The sequence below is a fragment of the Bradyrhizobium sp. CCBAU 11434 genome (genome assembly GCF_028128895.1).
Classification (GTDB): domain Bacteria; phylum Pseudomonadota; class Alphaproteobacteria; order Rhizobiales; family Xanthobacteraceae; genus Bradyrhizobium; species Bradyrhizobium zhengyangense.
Genome location: NZ_LBJX01000002.1, coordinates 559,542 through 579,589 on the forward strand (window position 1 = coordinate 559,542; position 20,048 = coordinate 579,589).

Annotated in this window: 19 protein-coding genes; 11 read left to right on the top strand and 8 right to left on the bottom strand. The window is 63.8% G+C overall.

Annotated elements, in window-relative coordinates; genetic code table 11:
* Positions 1–332: 332 nt before the first annotated feature.
* Positions 333–2,333 carry a DEAD/DEAH box helicase gene (locus XI06_RS04925; RefSeq protein WP_271604699.1) on the top strand — a complete coding sequence of 667 codons (2,001 nt, stop codon included), beginning with the start codon at positions 333–335 and terminating at the stop codon, positions 2,331–2,333.
* Between the two features lie 19 nt (positions 2,334–2,352).
* Here XI06_RS04925 and XI06_RS04930 read toward each other — a convergent pair whose 3' ends face one another.
* A complete protein-coding gene (locus tag XI06_RS04930; RefSeq protein WP_237866266.1) occupies positions 2,353–2,856 on the bottom strand; it encodes a GNAT family N-acetyltransferase in 504 nt (167 codons plus the stop codon).
* Positions 2,857–2,999: 143 nt separating this feature from the next.
* Between XI06_RS04930 and XI06_RS04935 the strand changes: the two genes are divergently transcribed.
* The gene (locus XI06_RS04935) at positions 3,000–3,389 is read left to right on the top strand and encodes a COG4315 family predicted lipoprotein (protein WP_237866267.1); all 390 of its coding nucleotides are present in this window, start codon (positions 3,000–3,002) and stop codon (positions 3,387–3,389) included.
* A gap of 12 nt (positions 3,390–3,401) precedes the next feature.
* Here XI06_RS04935 and XI06_RS04940 read toward each other — a convergent pair whose 3' ends face one another.
* Positions 3,402–3,956 (bottom strand): PAS domain-containing protein, encoded by a 555-nt coding sequence (locus tag XI06_RS04940; RefSeq protein WP_237866268.1) that lies wholly within the window; start codon positions 3,954–3,956, stop codon positions 3,402–3,404.
* A gap of 452 nt (positions 3,957–4,408) precedes the next feature.
* Between XI06_RS04940 and XI06_RS04945 the strand changes: the two genes are divergently transcribed.
* Together XI06_RS04945 and XI06_RS04950 are read left to right on the top strand one after the other, a co-directional pair.
* Complete coding sequence (locus tag XI06_RS04945; RefSeq protein WP_237866269.1) at positions 4,409–5,218, top strand: rhomboid family intramembrane serine protease; 810 nt, start codon at positions 4,409–4,411, stop codon at positions 5,216–5,218.
* Between the two features lie 188 nt (positions 5,219–5,406).
* Positions 5,407–5,835 carry a CBS domain-containing protein gene (locus tag XI06_RS04950; protein ID WP_237866270.1) on the top strand — a complete coding sequence of 143 codons (429 nt, stop codon included), beginning with the start codon at positions 5,407–5,409 and terminating at the stop codon, positions 5,833–5,835.
* A 7-nt stretch (positions 5,836–5,842) separates the two neighbouring features.
* Here XI06_RS04950 and XI06_RS04955 read toward each other — a convergent pair whose 3' ends face one another.
* Positions 5,843–6,874, bottom strand: a complete 1,032-nt coding sequence (locus XI06_RS04955; RefSeq protein ID WP_237866271.1) for a patatin-like phospholipase family protein — start codon at positions 6,872–6,874, stop codon at positions 5,843–5,845.
* A gap of 235 nt (positions 6,875–7,109) precedes the next feature.
* On the opposite strand from XI06_RS04955, the gene XI06_RS04960 reads away from it, so the two are divergent.
* A complete protein-coding gene (locus tag XI06_RS04960; protein WP_237866272.1) occupies positions 7,110–8,183 on the top strand; it encodes a hypothetical protein in 1,074 nt (357 codons plus the stop codon).
* Positions 8,184–8,219: 36 nt separating this feature from the next.
* Here the strand turns inward: XI06_RS04960 and XI06_RS04965 are convergent, their stop codons facing one another.
* Positions 8,220–9,422: an MFS transporter gene (locus XI06_RS04965; protein WP_237866273.1), complete on the bottom strand. Its 1,203-nt coding sequence runs from the start codon at positions 9,420–9,422 to the stop codon at positions 8,220–8,222.
* Positions 9,423–9,511: 89 nt separating this feature from the next.
* Here XI06_RS04965 and XI06_RS04970 point away from each other — a divergent pair, with 89 nt between their 5' ends.
* A complete protein-coding gene (locus XI06_RS04970; protein WP_237866274.1) occupies positions 9,512–10,192 on the top strand; it encodes a TetR/AcrR family transcriptional regulator in 681 nt (226 codons plus the stop codon).
* Between the two features lie 10 nt (positions 10,193–10,202).
* The gene (locus tag XI06_RS04975) at positions 10,203–10,724 is read left to right on the top strand and encodes a DUF2231 domain-containing protein (protein ID WP_237866275.1); all 522 of its coding nucleotides are present in this window, start codon (positions 10,203–10,205) and stop codon (positions 10,722–10,724) included.
* A gap of 79 nt (positions 10,725–10,803) precedes the next feature.
* Here the strand turns inward: XI06_RS04975 and XI06_RS04980 are convergent, their stop codons facing one another.
* Positions 10,804–11,697, bottom strand: coding sequence for a LysR family transcriptional regulator (locus tag XI06_RS04980; RefSeq protein WP_237866276.1), 894 nt, complete (start codon positions 11,695–11,697; stop codon positions 10,804–10,806).
* A 104-nt stretch (positions 11,698–11,801) separates the two neighbouring features.
* Between XI06_RS04980 and XI06_RS04985 the strand changes: the two genes are divergently transcribed.
* Entirely contained in the window at positions 11,802–12,785 is a 984-nt protein-coding gene (locus XI06_RS04985) for an aldo/keto reductase (protein WP_271604700.1), read from the top strand.
* 305 nt (positions 12,786–13,090) lie between these two features.
* Positions 13,091–13,285 (top strand): hypothetical protein, encoded by a 195-nt coding sequence (locus tag XI06_RS04990; RefSeq protein ID WP_237866278.1) that lies wholly within the window; start codon positions 13,091–13,093, stop codon positions 13,283–13,285.
* A 16-nt stretch (positions 13,286–13,301) separates the two neighbouring features.
* Here XI06_RS04990 and XI06_RS04995 read toward each other — a convergent pair whose 3' ends face one another.
* Entirely contained in the window at positions 13,302–14,294 is a 993-nt protein-coding gene (locus XI06_RS04995) for a zinc-dependent alcohol dehydrogenase family protein (protein WP_237866279.1), read from the bottom strand.
* Between the two features lie 106 nt (positions 14,295–14,400).
* Here XI06_RS04995 and XI06_RS05000 point away from each other — a divergent pair, with 106 nt between their 5' ends.
* Complete coding sequence (locus XI06_RS05000; protein WP_237866280.1) at positions 14,401–15,261, top strand: LysR family transcriptional regulator; 861 nt, start codon at positions 14,401–14,403, stop codon at positions 15,259–15,261.
* A gap of 305 nt (positions 15,262–15,566) precedes the next feature.
* Positions 15,567–18,029, top strand: coding sequence for a putative bifunctional diguanylate cyclase/phosphodiesterase (locus tag XI06_RS05005; protein WP_237866281.1), 2,463 nt, complete (start codon positions 15,567–15,569; stop codon positions 18,027–18,029).
* A gap of 58 nt (positions 18,030–18,087) precedes the next feature.
* Here the strand turns inward: XI06_RS05005 and XI06_RS05010 are convergent, their stop codons facing one another.
* Together XI06_RS05010 and XI06_RS05015 are read right to left on the bottom strand one after the other, a co-directional pair.
* Entirely contained in the window at positions 18,088–19,344 is a 1,257-nt protein-coding gene (locus tag XI06_RS05010; protein WP_237866282.1) for a serine hydrolase domain-containing protein, read from the bottom strand.
* Positions 19,345–19,407: 63 nt separating this feature from the next.
* Positions 19,408–19,971: a nitroreductase family protein gene (locus tag XI06_RS05015; protein ID WP_237866283.1), complete on the bottom strand. Its 564-nt coding sequence runs from the start codon at positions 19,969–19,971 to the stop codon at positions 19,408–19,410.
* Positions 19,972–20,048 lie beyond the last annotated feature (77 nt).

Here is a 20,048-nt window from a genome sequence, read left to right on the forward strand (position 1 = left end):
GCCGAGCGCTGCAATGGCTGTTACCTTGCGGCAAAGCAGGGCATGCATGCCTCCCTCGCACGGCCGATCGAGCCCAATTCAGGCGCGACGGCCGCAAAAGCCCGCCATTCCGGCCCGAAATCGCGCTAAAGGCAGGGCTGAGCGCCCCCGAACCTGTTCACCCTGTCGCCAATGCCATGCATCAAAGCCATGGTGATTTGGCAGCTTCTGGCGTAAAGAGCGTCCAAATCAAAATCATGATGGGTGTGACCGGGCCTTCTGCAGTGATTGCAGCGTCGAGGCCCCTCGGCTCTTTCCGCTCCGCGCCCGGACCAACCAAGGTTTTCCATTCCGTGTCTTTTCCGGCCGTGACCCCGCCGCTTGCCCGTGCTTTGGCTGAGCGCAATTACGATTCACCGACACCTGTTCAGCTCGCCGTGCTCGGCAAGGATGCCGTCGATCGCGACCTGCTGGTGTCGGCGCAAACAGGCTCGGGCAAGACCGTTGCCTACGGGCTGGCCATGGCCAGGGACCTTCTTGATGATGCCGAGCGGTTCGCGCAGGCCGCGGCGCCTCTGGCGCTGATCGTCGCGCCGACCCGCGAGCTCGCCTTGCAGGTCCAGCGCGAACTGACCTGGCTCTATGAGCATGCCGGGGCGCGCGTCGTCTCCTGCGTCGGCGGCATGGACCCGCGCCGCGAGCAGCGTGAGCTGGCCGCGGGCGCCCATATCGTCGTCGGCACGCCCGGCCGCTTGTGCGATCATCTGCGCCGCAAACGCCTCGATATCTCGGAATTGAAGGTCGTCGTGCTCGACGAGGCCGACGAGATGCTCAATCTCGGCTTTCGCGAGGACATGGAGTTCATCCTCAAGACCACGCCGGAGACGCGCCGCACCTTGTTGTTCTCGGCGACTTTCCCGCGCGGCATCGTGGCGCTTGCGAAACAGTATCAGCAGCAGGCGTTTCGAATCGAGGTCGCCGGCGACGAGGGCGGTCACGCCGATATCGAGTACCGTGCGATCCGGGTCGCTGCCGGCGATGTCGAGCATGCGGTCGTCAACGTGCTGCGCTTTTACGAGTCGCCGAGCGCACTGGTATTCTGCAATACGCGCGATGCGGTCAGGCATTTGCAGGCGGCGCTGCTGGAGCGCGGTTTTTCCGTGGTCGCTCTCTCAGGCGAATTGACGCAGAACGAGCGTACCTTGGCGCTCCAGTCGCTCCGGGACGGACGCGCCCGCATTTGCGTGGCGACAGACGTGGCCGCCCGCGGCATTGACCTGCCGAGCCTCGACCTCGTCGTTCACGCCGATCTGCCGAACGATCCGGAGGTCATGCAACATCGCTCAGGCCGCACCGGGCGCGCGGGCCGCAAGGGCGTGAGCGTTCTGCTGGTGCCGCCAATACGACGGCGGCGTGCCGATGTACTGTTAAATTTGTCCGGCATCGAGGCGAACTGGGGCACGGCGCCGCAAGCGGATGAGATTCGCAAGCTCGATCATGAACGCATGAAGGACGTGTTGTTCACCGAGGAAACGTCCGCCGACGATCTCGAGCTGGCGAAGGCCTTGCTGGCCGAGCGGTCGGCCGAGGACATCGCCGCAGCACTGGCTCGGCTCTATCGCGCGCGGCTTCCGTCGCCGGAAGACATTATCGATCCCGGTGAACGAAGCAGCCGGCCGCGCGATGATCGTCATCGCGACGATCGCGCACCGCGTGGCGACGACCGCTCCGAGCGGCCTCGCGCCAAGGCGGGGAAGTCATCGCCGAAACATGTGATGACGGAGCCTACCGTCTGGTTCCGGGCCGCCATCGGCCGCCGCAAGAATGCCGAGGCGCGCTGGCTGTTGCCGATGATCTGCCGCCGCGGCGGCATCGACAAGCGCGACATCGGAGCGATCAAGATCAGCGACACCACCACCGAGTTCGAGATTTCCGAGCGCGTCGCCGAATCCTTCGCCGCCAAGGTCAAGCGTCCGGACAAGGAAGACAGCATCCGCATCGAGCTGGTGACGGGCGCGCCGCAGGAGCAGGCTCCGGTGGAGAAGCGCGCACGCGCTCTGCAGCGCGATCAAGGCGACGACAATCAAGTCGCCCGCCGGAGCGACGATACCTGGAACGCCAAGGGGCCGAAGCCTCACGACAGGCCGCGCGGAAAGCCGGAGGGCAAGCATCAGGGCAAGCCGCACGCCAAGAGTGATTTCAAGCCTCACGACGGCGGCAAATCTGGCAAGCCGGCATTCGGGAAGAAGAACAAGAAATTCGGAGACAAATCCGGTGACGCCAAATATGCGCCGTCGGTCACCGAATGGCCAGGCGCGTCGGGTAAGAAGAACAAGAAGAAGCACCGCGGCTGAGCGGTCGCGGGGCAGGGGCCTATCGGGCGAGCTCGCGCAGCATGTAGGTCGCGCTCGCGCCGTAGGACGCGAGCTTGGCGCGCAGCGCCGCATCCGGCGTGACGGGCTGGAAGCCGAGGCGTTCCCACAGCACGCGCGTGCCATAGACCGAGACCAGCGCAAGCGTCGTGATGCCTGAAGATCGCGCGAGCTGTTCGATCTCCGCAACATATGCGCGCGCCACGCCGCCTCGGGCGTCGGGCAGCACGGCGACGTCGTGCACGTAGAGGCAGTCGGCGGCCTCAGGCAATTGGCCGAGGAAACCGTCGAGCGGCGGAATCTGTTGCTGCATCCAGGGATGTGCAAGACCGTAGCCTGCGATCCCGCTGCCCGTGGCGAGCACGCGGCAGCCATCCGGAGAGAGCCGCATCTTTTCCGCGAGCACGTCGGGCCGCTCGGGAAGATCGGGATGAATCCGCGCCGCGATCGCACTGATCGCCTCGAGATCGGTGATGTGCGCACGACGCCAATGTGGCCTGCTCATCTTCGCTATTCCGTATCATCAGCCGCAATTTATTCCGCCCCCTTGATGCGCGCAGCCAAAAATATCTTTGCCCGCTTTCGAGGAATAGTGCGGGGGCCGCGGCGTCCTACCCCGTGCAAGCCAATTGCATGACAGGAGACACCATGACGACATCCTCGATCCGCCTCGTGTTCACGCTCGCAGCGTCACTCGCACTCACCTCGGCTGCGTTCGCGGCGCCGCCGACCAAGACCGGCAAGACCGACAAGGGCAACGTGCTTACCGACGCCAAGGGCATGTCGCTCTACACGTTCGACAAGGACATGGACGGCAAATCGGCCTGCAACGGCCCGTGTGCGACTAACTGGCCGGCGCTGAAGGCCGAGGCCAGCGACGCGCCCGGCGACGGCTACACCATCATCACCCGCGACGACGGCTCCAAGCAATGGGCGCACAAGGGCAAGCCGCTCTACACCTTCGCCAAGGACACCAAGCCCGGCGACATCACCGGCGACGGCTTTCTGAATGGCGCCTGGCATCTGGCGATGCCGTGATAGGGAGGCTGCCTAGCGCAGCCCCTCATACACTATCAGCCCGCGTGCGATCTGCAGTTTGCGGATCGTGCGCGGCAGCAATTTCTCCGGCTGGTGCAGGTAGCGCCAGGAAGTGAGGGTGAACGGGCCGAGCGCGCCGCATTCGTCGTCGAACGGTGCGAGCACGCCGGTCACGCTGACAGGCGTATGCGGGCGGGCGTTGAAGGGCAGCAGCAGCAGCTCGAGATGCGCCTTGCTGCCGTCCTCGCGCTGCGCGGTGAGACCGGCGATCGCACCCAGCGTCTCGTCGGCGACGACGGTCGTGATCTCCTCGATCTCGCTGCGGCTCGCATCCGTGAACAAGGCGGCAAAGTCCCGGTCCTTGAGATCAAGGCCTGCGAGCGCGCAGACGCGGGTGCCGGCAACGCGGAACGGAAAGCCTGCCTTCGGCTCGCAGGACAGCACAAAAATGTCGCCCAGCAGCTCGCGCACCGCGGCCGGGTCGATATCGGCCCGGTCAGGAGCCCGCGCGCTACCGCGCTTTGTGTCCCAATACGCGAAGAATGCGCGGCTCGATGGATGTTTCATGATCGACGCTTACCCTCGGCGCAACCTCGTGGGACAAAGCTGTCCCGCTTCAGCGCACCTGAGATCCCTTTGATGTTGTGCAGGAGGGGAATTGCAGCGTCCATGCCGCGGAGGCGTTTTTGGCATCCGCAGGCCTGCCTTTACGGCGTTAACGTTAAATTAACTATGCGCTTTGCGTGTCCCGCGCGCCTGTTATGGTGATTCCAGTCGCAAGCCTCGCCGCTTTCTCCAGGTTCTCGGCGAGGCCTGTACACGGGCGTCAAACAGCTTGGTCACTGGCCGCGGGGAGGGGTGGGGATACACCTTATTCTCCCGTTGCGTCGGAAAGGCCGACACGGACAGGCAGGGCTTTCCCAGGGCCCTGCCTTTTCCTTTTGTGCACTTGCGCAAGGCCGGCAAACGCGACTATCTCCAGCTTTGTTGCCTCGATCGCGCCTGAAAGCGAAACCGCCTTGGATTCCCCGTCACAACCCCCGTCGAACCATCCGGTCGTCGCCGAAGAGGCCCGGCGCGAGCCGATCCTGACCTTGCCGTGGCCGCTGACGGCCTATGTCGTGCTGCTGGCGCTGATCCATCTGCGGGTGCTGCTGCCGCCGGAACTCGAGAACTGGACCATCGACGTGTTCGGCTTCATCCCGAAGCGCTACGATTCCTCCCTGGTCAATCTGCAATTCGAGGGCGGCGCCGGCGCGAAGGTCTGGACCTTCGTCACCTATTCGCTGCTGCACGCCAATCTCACCCATCTCGCCTTCAACGTGCTGTGGCTGCTGCCGTTCGGCAGCGCGCTGGCGCGACGCTTCGGCGCACTGCGCTTCTTCGTCTTCCTGGCGGTGACGGCCGCCGCCGGCGCGCTCGCCCATCTCGTCACCCACGAGCATGCGGTGGTGCCGATGATCGGCGCCTCGGCCTCAGTCTCGGGCGCAATGGCGGCGGCGATCCGGTTCGCCTTCGTGCGCGGCAGCTTCCTGTCGTTCAGTCGTTCGGACGCCGATACCGCCGCGAGAGTTCCGGCACTGCCGCTGGTCCAGGCGTTGCGCGATCGTCGGATCGTCGGTTTCCTCGGTGTGTGGTTCGCCCTCAACATCATCTTCGGCGTCGGCGCGATCGGCGTCGACAGCGAGAGCGCTGGCGTCGCCTGGGAAGCGCATATCGGCGGCTTTTTCGCCGGCCTGTTGCTGTTCGCACTGTTCGATCCCGTGCCGCGCGTGCGAAGCGATGATGCTGCGGATGCGTCATCACAGGACATTTCAAACGGTATTTGAAGCGGCGCTTGCGGCGCAGCCCGAATTCATCCATCATTCTGCGGAAGAATGTTCCGAAGCAGCAAGCTCATAGAAGCTGCACTTCGCAAAGCGCTCGAGCGTGAAACCGGCGCTGAAACTGTTAGTTGAAGACTCGCGAACAAGTCCGGACCGCGCAAAGCGGACGGAGCCGATTCAGGGAGGCGACAATGACGGTACGTTCCATTCTCAATACCAAGGGCCATCAGATCATGAGCGTCGCGCCGGACGCCAAGCTCGCCGCTGCCGTCAAGCTGCTCGGCGAGAAGAAGATCGGCGCGGTGCTGGTGATGGACCAGAGCCGGCTCGAGGGCGTCCTGTCCGAGCGCGACATCGTGCGCGTGCTCGGAGAGCGTGGCGCCGGCGTGCTGGACGAGGCGGTCTCCCAGGTCATGACGCGCAAGGTCGTGAGCTGCAAGGAGACCGACACGGTCGCCGAACTGATGGAGATGATGACGACAGGCAAGTTCCGCCATCTGCCAGTCGTCGACAACGGCAAGGTGGTCGGCCTGATCTCGATCGGCGACATCGTCAAATGGCGCGTGCGGGAATACGAGTCCGAGCAGGAAGCCCTGCGCGACTACATCAAGACGGCCTAAGCCCGTCTCATTCGACGGCTTTCGGCGCATCGCCTTGGGGCGCCGGTGCGAGCACGTGGATGGTTTCCTGGATCGACTCGAGCGCGCGCTCGGCGGCGCGCGCACCGTGCGCGATCAGATCTTCGGCACGATGAAAGTCGAACCAGCCGAATTGGCCGACCCGCGGCGTGATCAGGAGGTCCGGTGGATCGCCGGCGAGCCGCGCGCGGGTGATGCGGTCCTGCATGATGTTGAAGGCATCGATCATCACCGACGAGATGCCGGGCCGGCCGGCGCTGCCGAAGAACTCGCGCTTGACGGTCTTCTCCGGCGAGAAGATGCGCGGAAAGCGCCGCTTGGCCGGGACCTCTTCGGCGACAGGGGTGGCGACAGGCACGGGCATCGCCCCATGCGCATGGATCGTCGTCGAATGCGTGAAGATGTCGGTGGACAGATTGACCGCGATGACGATCTCGGCGCCGAGCGCCCGCGCCGCCGACACCGGCACCGGGTTGACCAGCGCGCCATCGACCAGCCAGCGGTCGCCGATCATCACCGGCGAGAAGATGCCGGGTAGCGCATAGGAGGCGCGCATCGCCTCGACCAGACGGCCGCGCGTCAGCCAGATCTCGTGGCCGGTCCGGACCTCGGTCGCGACCGAGGCATATTTCATCGGCAGGTCCTCGATCAGGGTCTGGCCGATCGATTCCTCCAGCCGGCTAGCGAGCTTCTCGCCGCCGATCAGGCCCGAGCCATTGAGGCGGATGTCGAGATAGCCGAGGATGTTGCGCACGCCTTGCAGGCTGCGGGCCCAGTCTTCCAGCGCGTCGAGCCGGTCGGCCGCATAGGCGCCGCCGACCGCAGCGCCGATCGAGGTGCCGACCACGACATCGGGCACGATGCCGTTGGCCAGCAGCGTTCTCATGATACCGATATGGGCAAAACCGCGCGCCGCACCGCCGCCGAGGGCAAGACCAATGACGGGCCGGCGGATGCTGCCGAGACCGACTTTCTCGCCATTTGCGCCGTTCACACCCCGACCTCTCAAGATATCCAGCACCGAAACTCTCCTACTCCGGGCCGTCCTCACTCCAGAGTAGGCGCCGCGCTTCCGCTTCGCCAGAAACAGGGCAAAGCATGGTTTATAGCGTTCGGGACGCAGGGGGCAGGAGTGTGGCGAGGGCCCGTTGCCTCAGAGATGTAATCACGCAGGCGTCAACCGGGTTCCATAGAACCGTAATCCATGGGATTTCAGAGGCTTGAATTTGCCGCGTTTTCGGTGAAAAGCAGGAAGCATGACTCCAGGGGGTGACGGCATCATCAGATGGCGGCGCGGCGGCAGGCTGCTGCCGGCGCTGATCGTTGCTGCGTGCCTCGTTACCTCAGGCCAAAACGCTGCGCAGGCGCAGCTTTTCTCTGATCGTCCGCCGCCGGTGCCGCCGGCCTCGGTGCCCGATCCCGGCGGCGCCGTCAGCCTGGCGCCGCCGTCCGGTCCAGGCGCCGGTCCCCTGAGCCTGCCGCCGACCCTGACCCAGCCGAATACGCCCAGCATGCCGCCGCCGGCCGTCTCGACCGTGCCGCCGTCCGCGCCGCTCAACGCGGCCGTGCCGGGCCAGGGTGTGCTGTCGCTGACCGCGAGATACGGCAAGGATTCTCCGGCGATCAACGGCGGCCTGGTCTGGCGCGTCTTTTCCGACCGTCCCGACGAGAACGGTACTTTCAAGCTGATCAAGGAGGACCGCAGCGCCACGCCCAGCATCGTGCTGCCGCCCGGCAATTACGTCGTGCACGTCGCCTTCGGTTTGGTCAGCGCGGTACGCACCGTCAGCCTGAAAGCCGAGACCGACCGCGAGTCCTTCGTGCTGCCGGCCGGGGGCCTGCGCATCGAGGGCCGCGTCGGCACCAGCCGCATCCCGCAGAACCAGATATCGTTCGCGATCTACAAGGGCAGCCAGTTCGAGTCCGGCGAGCGGGCCTCGCTGGTGCCGAACGTCGCCGCCGGCGACGTCGTGCTGCTGCCCGAGGGCACCTACTACATCATCTCCAATTACGGCGACGCCAACTCGGTGGTGCGCTCGGACATCCGCGTCCAGGCCGGCAAGCTCACCGACGTCACCATCACCCACCGCGCAGCCGTGATCACGCTCAAGCTCGTCAGCGACAAGGGCGGCGAGGCGCTCGCCAACACCGCATGGTCGGTGCTGACGCCCGGCGGCGACGTGATCAAGGAATCGATCGGCGCCTTCCCGCGCGTGGTGCTCTCCGAGGGCGAATACCGCGCCATCGCCAAGAACGAGGGCAAGGTCTACGAGCGCGGCTTCAACGTCGTCAACGGCGTCGACGGCGAGGTCGAAGTCGTGGCGCGGTAGGGCGCGAAGGTAACGCGGGCCTCGACGTAATGTGGCTTACCGCGACTCCCTTGCGAGTTGTGCCCCCTTGCGATTTGGTTCGGTAAACCAGACGCTCCCCAGCAAGACGATCGTGGCCAAGGCGGCCGTCAGGCCGAGCAAGGTCTGCCATCCGACCCGCTGGAGTAGCCAGCCGGACAATGCCGTGCTGATGGCGGTTGATAGGAAGACCGTTTGATCGTGGAATGCCTGAGCCTTGGCGCCCTCTGAAGTGCGATAGTTTTTCGTCAGCAGCGTGCTTCCGCCGACATAGAGAAAATTCCAGCCAACTCCCAAGAGAACCAGCGAAACCCAGAAGGCGTTTACGCCGGTTCCAAGAATTACGGCCGCGACAGCGCAAGCGAGCATCAAAAGCGCGCCAAGCCGGATGATCGCGGCTGCACCCGCGCGCTTGATCAATGCACCCGTCACGAACGACGGGGCGAACATTGCCAAAGCATGCCACTGGATCACGAACGCAGCGTCAGCGTATCCGTGATGGTGAGAGATCATCGCGATCGGAGCCGACGTCATCAGCATGCTCATGCCTGCATATCCGAGTGTGCTGCTGAGAACCGCCATGATGAATCCGGGCTGACGCGCGATTTGCGAAATCGGCCGACTCTCGGATTGCTCCATTTCGTCCTTGATGATCGGCAAACGCAGGCTGGCCTGGATTGCCAGGGCCACAAGCGCCAGGCAGGCCAGGAAAATGTAGGTCCCCGCGAATTGGACCGCAAAGAGGTCTTTGGTCCGCTTGGCTACCTCGGGACCCACGATTGCCCCCACGATGCCGCCGGCAAGGACCATCGAAATGGCGCGGCCAGCGAACTCTCGGCCGCTCATCTCCGCAGCAGCAAACCGATAATATTGTCCGAACGCGTTGTAGGCTCCAATCAGCAGCGTTCCGATGCACAAGATTACAAAGCTGCTCATGAACAACGCGGCGATGCAGATGAGTGCGCCTAATAGCCCGATGGCCGTCCCCACCAGAAACCCGTGTCGGCGTCCAAACCGTCTCATCCAGAGCGACGCGGGGAAGGTCATGGCTGCAGTACCGGCGATGTAGGTCGCGATAGGTAATGTTGCCAGCGACTTGTCTTCGCCGAGCAGGGCATAGCCCACCAAGCCGTTGAGGCCGATAACGACGATATTGTTTGTCAGTAGCGCTGCCTGGCAGGTCGCAAGAGGCATGACCAAGCGAAGCTGTTTGAGATCCAACGCATGCTCCTGTCGTTTGTGCGGAGTTGACAGCAAACTTCAAGGCCGATAGATAGTATGTACTCGCTATCTAATCAAGGATGTCAGAAATGGCCGCCGAAACCACCTCGTCTCTCAGCCGCGAACGCTTGCAAGCCGAAGACCGGAAGGAGCAGATCGTGCAGACGGTCTTGCGACTGGTCCACGAACGAGGTGCGGACTCGGTAAGTACGCAGCTCATTGCAGATACGATTGGTCGATCCCAAGGCGTGGTGTTTCGGCATTTCTCTACAAAAGAGGCGCTCTGGACCGAGGTTTTGGCGTGGCTGCAGGAGAGCCTGGAAGGCGTCTGGAGGCGCGCTCTACACGACCACAGCAACGAGCCGCCGCTCGCTCGCCTCGAGAAAATCCTCGTCGGTCACGTCGGGCTGATCGAGAAATTTCCCGCAATCGTTAAGGTGGTGATGTCGGACGATCTTCGGCATCGTTACCCGACGCTCAACGAACAGTTTCAAAAGCTTCATGTCCTGTACGAACGGCACGTGACCGATCTGCTGAAGGAGGCAGTCAAGGATGGTCAACTTCCGAAGGGCACAAGCATCTCCGATGCGGCAACCCTGTACTTCTGCATCATACAGGGTCTCGGTTTCCAGTCAGCGATCGCTGGTCTGCGGGCGAACAAGCTCGCGAGCCTCGCGTCCAGAATGTTTTTATTCTTCGTTACTGCGCTGGAGAATTTGCAGACGGGAGCGAAGACGCGGAAATCCGATCACGTCGAGAAAGCAAAATAGGAGTATTGCGATGCCCGAGATCGTTCCGAATTGGCATCCGATTTTTGTGCATTTCACGATCGCCCTGTACGTCGTGGCAACGGCGCTGTATGCCCTCGGTCAAATCGCGGGCGGACGCAGTTGGGCGGGCGTCGTGGTCGTCGCGGCCCGGATAAACCTCTGGACAGGAGCTGCGCTGTCGATCCTGACCGTGATTGCGGGAATCGACGCTTTCTTCACGGTCGCTCATGACGCGTCTCAAACGATCTTCATGATCGACCACCGGCGATGGGCGATCGCGACTGCCGTCGTCTGGTGGTTCATTGCCGTGTTTGAGGCGGCGAGAGCGATTCAAGGCAAGAAGGCGAATCTGGTAGTCGCGTTCGCGCTGGTTGTGGCTATCGGGCCGCTTGCCGTCACGGGTTGGAAAGGTGGCGAGTTGGTCTATCGAAATCGAATCGGCATCGTCGCAACGCGAATGAGTCCCGTCGATGGAATTGGCGAGCGCGGAGCGCATCCTTTGTCGGCGCCAGATCGAGGCGGCCGGAGTTAGCTCTGCCCTGACAGCCTTCGGAATTCGCCGCAAGCGGTATGACGAGCGCATCGCAGTTTGTCGCATTGTGCGCTGACCCTCACTTCCGATAGCGCAGCGCCTCCACTAGCACGGCGAAGGCCGGCGTCGGCTGTCGCCGGCTCGGGTAATAGAGATGATAGCCCGCGAACGGCGCGCACCACTCGGCGAGCACACGGATCAGGCGGCCATTGGCGATCTCGCGTTTCACCAGATCTTCTGGGATGTAGGCCAAGCCAAACCCGGCCAGCACAGCATTCATCCTGAGCAGGCCGGTGTTGAATACGAGCTGGCCGTCGACGCGAACCTTCACGACGCGGCCGCGCTTCTCGAACTCCCAGGCATAGATTCCGCCATAGGTCGGCAGGCGCAGGTTGATGCAATTGTGCTCGGTGAGATCCTGCGGCTGTTTCGGCTTGCTGCGCGCCGCAAAATAGGCGGGCGCGCCGACCACGGCCATCCGCATCTCCGGTCCGATCCGTACGGCGATCATGTCCTTGGCGACCTGCTCGCCGAGACGGACGCCGGCGTCGTAGCGTTCAGTGACGATATCGGTGAGGCCGTAGTCGATGATGAGCTCGACCTTGATGTCAGGATAGCGCGGTAGGAGCTTTGCGAGCGCCGGCCACAGGATCGCCTGTGCCGCGTGTTCGCCGGTGGTGATGCGGACCGTGCCCGCTGGCGTGGCACGCAGCGCGGTGAGCGCCGACAGCTCGGCGTCGATCTCGTCGAAACGCGGCCCGATCGTGCGCAGCAGCCGCTCGCCGGCCTCGGTCGGCGCCACGCTGCGGGTGGTGCGGGTCAGGAGCCGCAGGCCAAGCCGTTCCTCCAGCGCGCGCACGGTGTGGCTGAGCGCCGATTGCGACACCCCGAGCTGTGCGGCAGCGCGGGTAAAACTGCGCTCGCGCGCGACGGCGAGAAAGGCGAGCAGGTCGTTGGTGTTGGTGCGAGCCATTCATGAATCCAGATCATGAGTACATGCCGGTTTTATCATCTAATTGCAGGCTCGCGCGCGGCCTAAGTTCGCCGCCGGATATCAATCTGCAAGGAGAGCTTGACATGCAGACACGCAAACTCGGCAAAAGTGGCCTGGAGGTCTCGGCCCTCGGTCTCGGCTGCATGGGACTGAGTTACGGCTATGGCCCCGCGACCGAGACGTCGCAGGCGATCGCGCTGATCCGGACCGCGTTCGAGCGCGGCGTCAACTTCTTCGACACCGCGGAAGCCTATGGCCCCTTCGTCAACGAGGAACTGGTGGGTGAGGCGCTGGCGCCCTTCCGCGACAAGGTGGTGATCGCCACCAAGTTCGGCTTCAAGGGCGGCAAGGTCGAAGCCGGGCTCGACAGCTCCCCCGCCAACGTCAAGGCGGTGGCGGAGGCCGGATTGAAGCGGCTGAAGACCGACCGCATCGATCTATTCTATCAGCATCGCGTCGATCCCGCGGTGCCGATCGAGGACACTGCCGGCGCGGTGAAGGAATTGATCCGCGAGGGTAAGGTGCTGCATTTCGGCCTGTCGGAGGCGGGCGCCTCGAGCATTCGCCGCGCGCATGCGGTCCAGCCCGTCACCGCATTGCAAAGCGAATATTCGCTGTGGTGGCGCGAGCCGGAGCAGGAGATCTTGCCTGTTTTGGAAGAGCTGGGTATCGGCTTCGTGCCCTTCAGCCCGCTCTGCAAAGGCTTTCTCACCGGCGCGATCAACGAGAGCACGACGTTCGACAGCAGCGACTTCCGCAACATCGTACCGCGCTTCTCATCCAACGCACGCAAGGCCAATCAGGCATTGGTCGATCTGCTCGCCGAGATCGCTGCGTCCCGGAAAGTGACGCCGGCGCAGATCGCGCTGGCCTGGCTGCTGGCGCAAAAGCCCTGGATCGTGCCGATTCCCGGCACCACCAAGCTGCACCGGCTCGAGGAAAATCTCGGCGCGGCTGCAGTAACGCTGTCGCAAGCCGATCTTGCGGCCATTGCAGACGTGCTCGCCACGGTCGCGGTGCAAGGCGAGCGCTATCCTGCGCACCTCCAGGCACGGGTTGGCCGCTAACATTTGTTGTGAAGGCTCGGTGAGCGTTCGCTTACCGGGCATTCCCACTGTGTTTCGCTTTGAATACTGCAGTAAGCGCGACCAAGCCGCCAGCGAAGGAGATAGAGAACACCGGCGACATCGGCTTATTCCGGCCTCACCTCGACTTCGCTATTACCTTTGCAAGATACGCATTTCCGATAATCAATTTCATTCGCTTTCCATCCTGCTGGGTTATATGTCGGGCATCCGTCCAATGGGGGACGCCGGCGCAGCCTTGGCGGCTCGCGTAGCCGGCAAGGGGCAGGGGACCAAAGCGCGTCGGCATGTTCGAAGTGATCCTTACCAGGCGCAAACGGTTCGGTTGGCGGTGGCAGGTCTCCGACCAGTCCGGCAAGATCTTTGCCGACGGCTTCGAACGCACGCGGCCGTCAGCCAAATATCACGGCGAGCGCGCACTATTTTTCCTATTGTCGCAGGCCTATTTGCGCAACCGCTCGGCGGCGTCGAGCGAGGATTAGCGGCAGTTCTGCGCCGTCAGATATCGACCACCAATTTGCCCTTGGCGGCGTGATCGCGGATCAGCGCATAGGCCTCGCCAACGCTCTCCATCGAAAAGCGCCTGGCATCCAGCAACGGCACGAGCTTGCCGGCCTCAGCGAGGCGCGTGGCCTCTGCCATGATCTCCCCGTGATGCGCACGGCCTTCGCCTGACAGCAGCGGCAGCAGCGTGAACACGCCGGAATAGGTGGCGGCGCGGAACGACAGCGGGGCCAGCGCATGCGTGCCCCAGCCGAGCGCGCTGACGACATGGCCGAAGTGGCGCACCGCCGCAAAGGAGGCATCGAGCACCTTGCCGCCGACGGTGTCGTAGACGATGTCGAAGCCGCGGCCGCCGGTATGTTCGGCGACATAGGCCTCGACCGAACTGTCGCGGTCGATGAATACAGCACCAAAACCTTCGATAGTCGCGCGCTGTGAGGCCGAGCCCGTTGCGTACACCTCCGCGCCGAACGCGCGCGCGATCTGGATCGCGACATGGCCGACGCCGCCCGCGCCGCCATGGATCAATACCTTCTGTCCGGCCTTCAGGGCGGCACGGTCGATCAGGCCTTCCCACGCGGTGGTGAAAATGAGGGGCAGGGCGGCAGCCTCGCGCATGCTGAGATTGGCTGGCTTCAGCGCCAGCAGGTCGGCATCGACGGCGGCGAACTCGGCGAGCGATCCCTGCACGCCACCGACTCCGCCGGTCATGCCATAGACCTCATCGCCAACCTTGAAGCGCGAGACCTCGCGCCCGGTCTGCTCGACCACGCCGGCGAGATCGATGCCGGGGATCGCCGGCAGCGGCTGGCGCGCATGCGCGGCCGCGCCGGCATGGATCTTGGTGTCGAGCGGATTGACGCCGCTGGCGCGGATACGCACCAGCACCTCGCGCGGGCCGATCTCGGGCGTGGAGATGGTTGAGATGCGCAAGGGGGCGTTGTGGGTCTCCAGCACGCCTGCTCGCATCGTCGATGGTCTGGTCATGGCCGTCTTGCTCCCGTTGTCGGCCTCCAATATGCCCATGATTTTTTGCATGAGAAGAAACAATAGCGTACGATATTCGTGCATTTTTGAATGGGCGGGGGATCCGATGGAATGGAGCGATCTGCGCATCTTCCTGGCGATTGCGCGCGAGGGTACGTTAGGGGCTGCCGCGCGAAAAATCGGGCAGACCCAGCCGACGATGGGACGGCGGCTGCGTGTGCTGGAGCATGCGCTCGGGCAAACGCTATTCCAGCGCACGGCCGACGGTTTTGTCCTCACCGACGAAGGCATGGCTGTGCTCGCCCATGCGGAGCGGATCGAGGAGGAGGCGCTCGCGCTGCAGCGGCAGGCGACAGGTGCCGAGACGCAGCTCGACGGGACCTTGCGTCTGTCCTCGTCGGACTGGTTCGGCACGCTGATGCTGTCGCCGGTCATCGCGGCCTTCGGCAAGCGCCATCCCAAGGTGATTGTCGAGCTCCTGACCGATGCCCGGCTCTACAGCCTGCCGCGGCGCGAAGCCGATCTCGTCTTTCGCATCAAGCCGTTCAGCGAGCCCGAGGTCATTTCCAGGAAACTGCTGCACATTCCCTATGCGCTCTACGGCAAGAAAGGCTGCAAGCCGCCGCGCGCCGGCGACGGCAGCGGTGTCCGCGTCGTGACCATGAACGCCGAATTCGCCGAGATGCCCGACGCCGTCTGGCTGAAGCGCAATTTGCCGAAGGCGGAGATCGCCGCGCGCAGCAACAACAGGCAGGTGCAGGCCGAGCTTTGCGCCGCAGGTGGCGGCCTCGCAGTGCTGCCGCGTCCGCTCGGTGATCGCGACCGCCGCCTGGTCGCGCTCCACATCGGCGTGAGCCCGCCGGGCCGTGACACCTATGTCGGCTATCACCGCGATCTCCGGCGGCTCGCGCGCCTGCGCGCGCTGCTGGATCTCGTGATTGAGCGATTGGCCGGGGAGGCGTCGTAGCCGCGAGGATGCGAAGGTGTGTCTGCTTTGCTCCGTCATTGCGAGCGTAGCGAAGCAATCCAGAATGCGTCTGCGGAAAGACCCTGGATTGCTTCGCTACGCTCGCAATGACGACGTGGATGCAGCTGTTCGCAAAAGAGACACCCCGCATTTCAAGCAACCGTCACAGTCTCTAACGCCCACTAACCAACGCGCGACTTAAAACTGTCATAATCACTGATCCGGAACCTGCGTCTGCGTCCTTTTTACACGCCATTAAGCGAGCCAGCCCTTGGATGCGCACGGAAAGTGCGTTGGGGACTGCAATGAGTGCCGCGAAGAAGATGCCGGGCAAACCGGCCACCGAAATGTTCGACGACATCCCGGTGCTTCAGCGCAAATGGCGTGCCGCATTGAGGCCGGGTGACCGGCTGCCGCGATATGAAGACGTGATGCTCGGCAGCCTTGGACGGATGGCCGATCACATCGCGCTGCTCAAGGGTGAGGGCACGCTCGAACTGTCGCGCAGCGGACGCTACGTGCAGAAATGGCTCGGCGACGAGCGCTGGGACATTCCGGTCGAGGAGCTGGCGCCGGATTGCGCCACAGCGCTGTCGGAAGCGGTGTCAAGCGCGCTCAAGAACGGACGGCCGCACCAAGCCAGCGCCCATTGCGTGCGCGACGGCATGGTCAGGACCTACGATCTGCTGGCGCTCCCGACTGCCTCGCGCTGGGGCGCGACGCTGGTCGGCGCCTATGTCAACGAGCGCGGTGCGCAGTACAATCTGCTGGATGCGATCTTTTCCGCGACCGACGATGCCGTGGTCTCGCTGGCGACGCTGCGCGATGCCAATGGTCAGCCGTCCGATTTCCAAATCGTGCATCACAACAAGAGCGCGGAGCTGCTGCTTGATGTCGCGAGCGGCGGCCTGCTGTGGCGTAAGATCGGCCATGGCACCACACTGCTTGCCGCGGCCGAAATCTTGGAGTTCCTGCTGAAAGCGGTTTTGGGCGGCCGCGGTGAGCAGCTCGAGATCGAGAGCGACGGCCGTCATCTGCGCATGAGCGCGACGGCCTTCGCCGACGTCATTTCGCTGACCATCTCCGATGTCACTGCGATGAAGCGGCGCGACGCCTCGTTCCGCCTGCTGTTCGACAACAACCCGATGCCGATGTGGGTGTTCGACGCCGAGACCAGGCAGTTCCTCAGCGTCAATGACGCCGCTGTCCAGCATTACGGCTATAGTCGCGCCGCCTTCCTGCGCATGAAGCTGCACCAGATCTGGCCCGAGGACGAGTGGGAAAGCCACACCGAGGCGCTCGAGCGCGTCGGAGAAACCTATCACTCCCAGCGCAATTGGCGGCACCTGCGCGCCGACGGCAGCGAGATCGAAGTGCTCACCTTTGGCCGCCGCGTCCCCTTCAACGACCGTGACGGTTATCTGGTCGCAGTGGCCGACATCACCGAGCGGCGGAAGGCGGAAGCGCGGATCGCCTATATGGCGCACCACGACGGGCTCACCGACCTGCCCAACCGGGAACATTTCCAGGAGCGCTTGAAGCAGGCGCTCGACCAGGCTGCGGGAAAACGGGTCGGCGTGCTCTATATCGACCTCGACCTGTTCAAGAACATCAACGATTCCTTCGGGCATCCCTCAGGCGATCGCCTGTTGAAAGAAGTTGCCGAACGCCTCACCACCGCGGTTCGCGGCGCCAATCTCGCAGCGCGGCTCGGTGGCGACGAGTTCGCCGTGATCCTCGCCGCGGACGTTTCGCCGAACGAGGCGAGCGCCTGCGCGACGCTGCTGATCGAGATACTGAAGGCGCCTTACGACATCGACGGTCAGGAAATGGTCATCGGCGCGAGCATCGGCATCGCGCTGTCGCCGGGCGACGGCACCACGTCCGAGGAACTGATGCGCAACGCCGACATGGCGCTGTACCGGGCGAAGTCCGACGGCGGCGGCGTGCACCATTTCTTCGAGCGCGAGATGGACCTGCAGGCGCAGAAGCGCCGCGACATGGAGGTCGATCTGCGCCGCGCCTTTGCCAATGGCGAGTTCGAGCTGCACTACCAGCCGCTGGTGTCGATCGCCTCCGACCGCATCTCCGGTTTCGAGTCGCTGTTGCGCTGGCGTCACCCCGACAAGGGCATGGTCTCGCCGGCGGAATTCATTCCGGTCGCGGAAGACATCGGCCTGATCACCCAGCTCGGCGAATGGGTGCTGCGCGAGGCCTGCCATGAAGCGGTGAAGTGGCCGTCAGACGTCAAGGTCGCGGTCAATCTGTCGCCGGCGCAATTCCGCAGCCGCAATCTGGTTCAGGTCGTGATCTCGGCGCTGGCGCAATCCGGCCTGTCGCCGAAGCGGCTCGAGCTGGAAATCACCGAATCGATCTTCCTCGCCGAGACCGACGCCAATTTGGCGATCCTGCATCAATTGCGCGAGCTGGGTGTCGGCATTTCCATGGATGATTTCGGCACGGGCTATTCGAGCCTCAGCTACTTGCGCAGCTTCCCGTTCGACAAGATCAAGATCGACCGCTCCTTCGTGAAGGATCTGGCGCAGCGGCCCGATTGCGTCGCGATCGTGCGTGCGATCTCCGGGCTTGGCCGCAGCCTCAACATCACCACGACCGCGGAGGGCGTCGAGACCGAGGATCAGCTCGACTGGCTCCGCGCCGAAGGCTGCAACGAGGTGCAGGGTTTTCTGTTCAGCGCGGCGCGCCCGGCTGGCGAGATCGCAAAGCTGCTGGCCGAGTTCGGTCAGCGCACCTCACGGGCGGCATGAGCATGATCCGGAAAAGTGCGCAGCGGTTTTCCGAAAAGATCATGCTCGAACAAACGACTCATGCGGGCGAAAAGCTGCCGTAGACCAGTTCCTTGAACGCGGGCGTGATGCGGCCGCGTTCGTTCTGGGTCTGCTCCATCAGGATGTAGACCATGTCGAGTTTGGGGTCGACGCCGAAATAGGTGCCGCTGCCTGAGTCCCATTTCAATTCGCCGATCGAGCCCGCCGGCGGCGGCTTGGCGTTGCCGGGATCGGTTCGGACCGCAATTCCGTAGCCATAGCCGAAGCCATCGCCGGGGTAATAGAAATAGTCGCGTTCGACGCCGGAGCCGGGCCCGATCTGATCGCTCGTCATGGCCTTGAAGGCGGTCGGGCTGAGGTAACGCTTGCCGTCGAGCTCGCCGCCGCTGAGCAGCATTTGCGCGAAGCGTCGATAGTCAGTGATGGTCGAGAGCAGGCCGCCGCCGCCGGATTGCCATTCCGGATGGTCGAGACGTTCGCGCTCGCCATCGAGCAGGATCTGGTCGCTCGGCAGCGGTCGCGCCATCCGTTCGATCTCGTCCGGTGTCGACAGCACGAATTTGGTGCTGGTCATGCCGAGCGGATCGAAGATGCGCTGCTTCAGCGCATCGTAGAGCGACTGCTGGGTGATGATCTCGATGACGCTTCCGAGCACATCGGTGGAATGACCATAGCGCCACAGCGTCCCCGGCTCGCGCGCGAGCGGGAGCCTCGCGATACGGTCGGCGAATTCCCGGTTGTTGAAGGGGCCTTCGAAGATATGCGCAGCCCTGTAGGCAAGCTCGACCCACCTTCCGCCGATATAGTCGTAGGTGATGCCCGAGGTGTGCCGCATCAAATCCCTGATGGTCACCGGATGAACAGGCGGCACCATCTCGAGCGCCATCGAGCCGTCGGGCTTGGTGATTTCCATTCCCACCTTTGTAGCGGCAAAGAGGGGAATGTATTTCGACACGGGATCGGTAAGCGCAAGCTTGCCCTCGTCGATCAGCATCATGGCCGCGAGGCTGGTGATCGGCTTGGTCATGGAATGGAGGGCGAAGATCGTGTCCGGCGTCATGGACAGGCGGGTCCTGACATCCCGTACGCCGAACATCTTGAAATAAACAGGCTTGCCGTGCTGCTGGACCAGAACGATCGCGCCCGGCAAACGGCCGGTGGTCACCTCGTTTTCGAAGAACGCGGTGATGCCTCGCAGCTTGTCGGGTGCGGGAGCGGGGATGTCGCCAGCGCGGCTCCGCGCCATCGTGCCGGCCAGCATCGCTGCCCCGACCAGAAATTCACGACGCTTCATGCGGGCTTCCTCACTCGCCGGGAGCAAAGCCGCAAGACATCAGAAGCGTCAACAAAACTTCGATCAAAAACGGGTCACGATTTCGGAAAGCACCGGTCGCGGACGATCCTCGCTCGGCTTGGTCGGCTTGCCGATGTGCACGAGGCCTGCGAGTTTCTCGTCGGCCTTGAGGCCGAGGCCATCAAGCACGTCGCGATCGAAGGCGAACCAGCCGGTCAGCCAGGCCGCGCCGTAGCCGAGCGCGGTGGCGGCCGTGACGATGTTCATGGCGCTGGCGCCGGCCGACAGCTCCTGCTCCCACGCCGGCACCTTGGGATGCGGCTTGGTGAAGCTGACGATGCCGATCACCAGCGGCGCATCGGTGAGGCGCTTGCGTTCGGTCTCGATATCGGCGGCGGGGGCGCCGGGATTCTTCCGGGCAAAGACTCTTGCAATCACCTCGCCGGCGCGCTGGCGCGCATCGCCCTCGAAAATGATGAAGCGCCACGGGGCGAGCTTGCCGTGATCGGGCACGCGCGCGCCGATGGTGAGAATGGTCTCGAGCTCAGCCGGCGAGGGGCCGGGGCCGGTCATCTCGCGCGGCTTGACCGAGCGGCGGGTTTTCAGGAGTTCGATGGCATCTGGCATTGCGATGGCCTCTTCGGCTGGTCGGCGGGCGTGCCATGCCGAGATAGGCATGCACGCCCGCAACCGAAAGCGAGTTT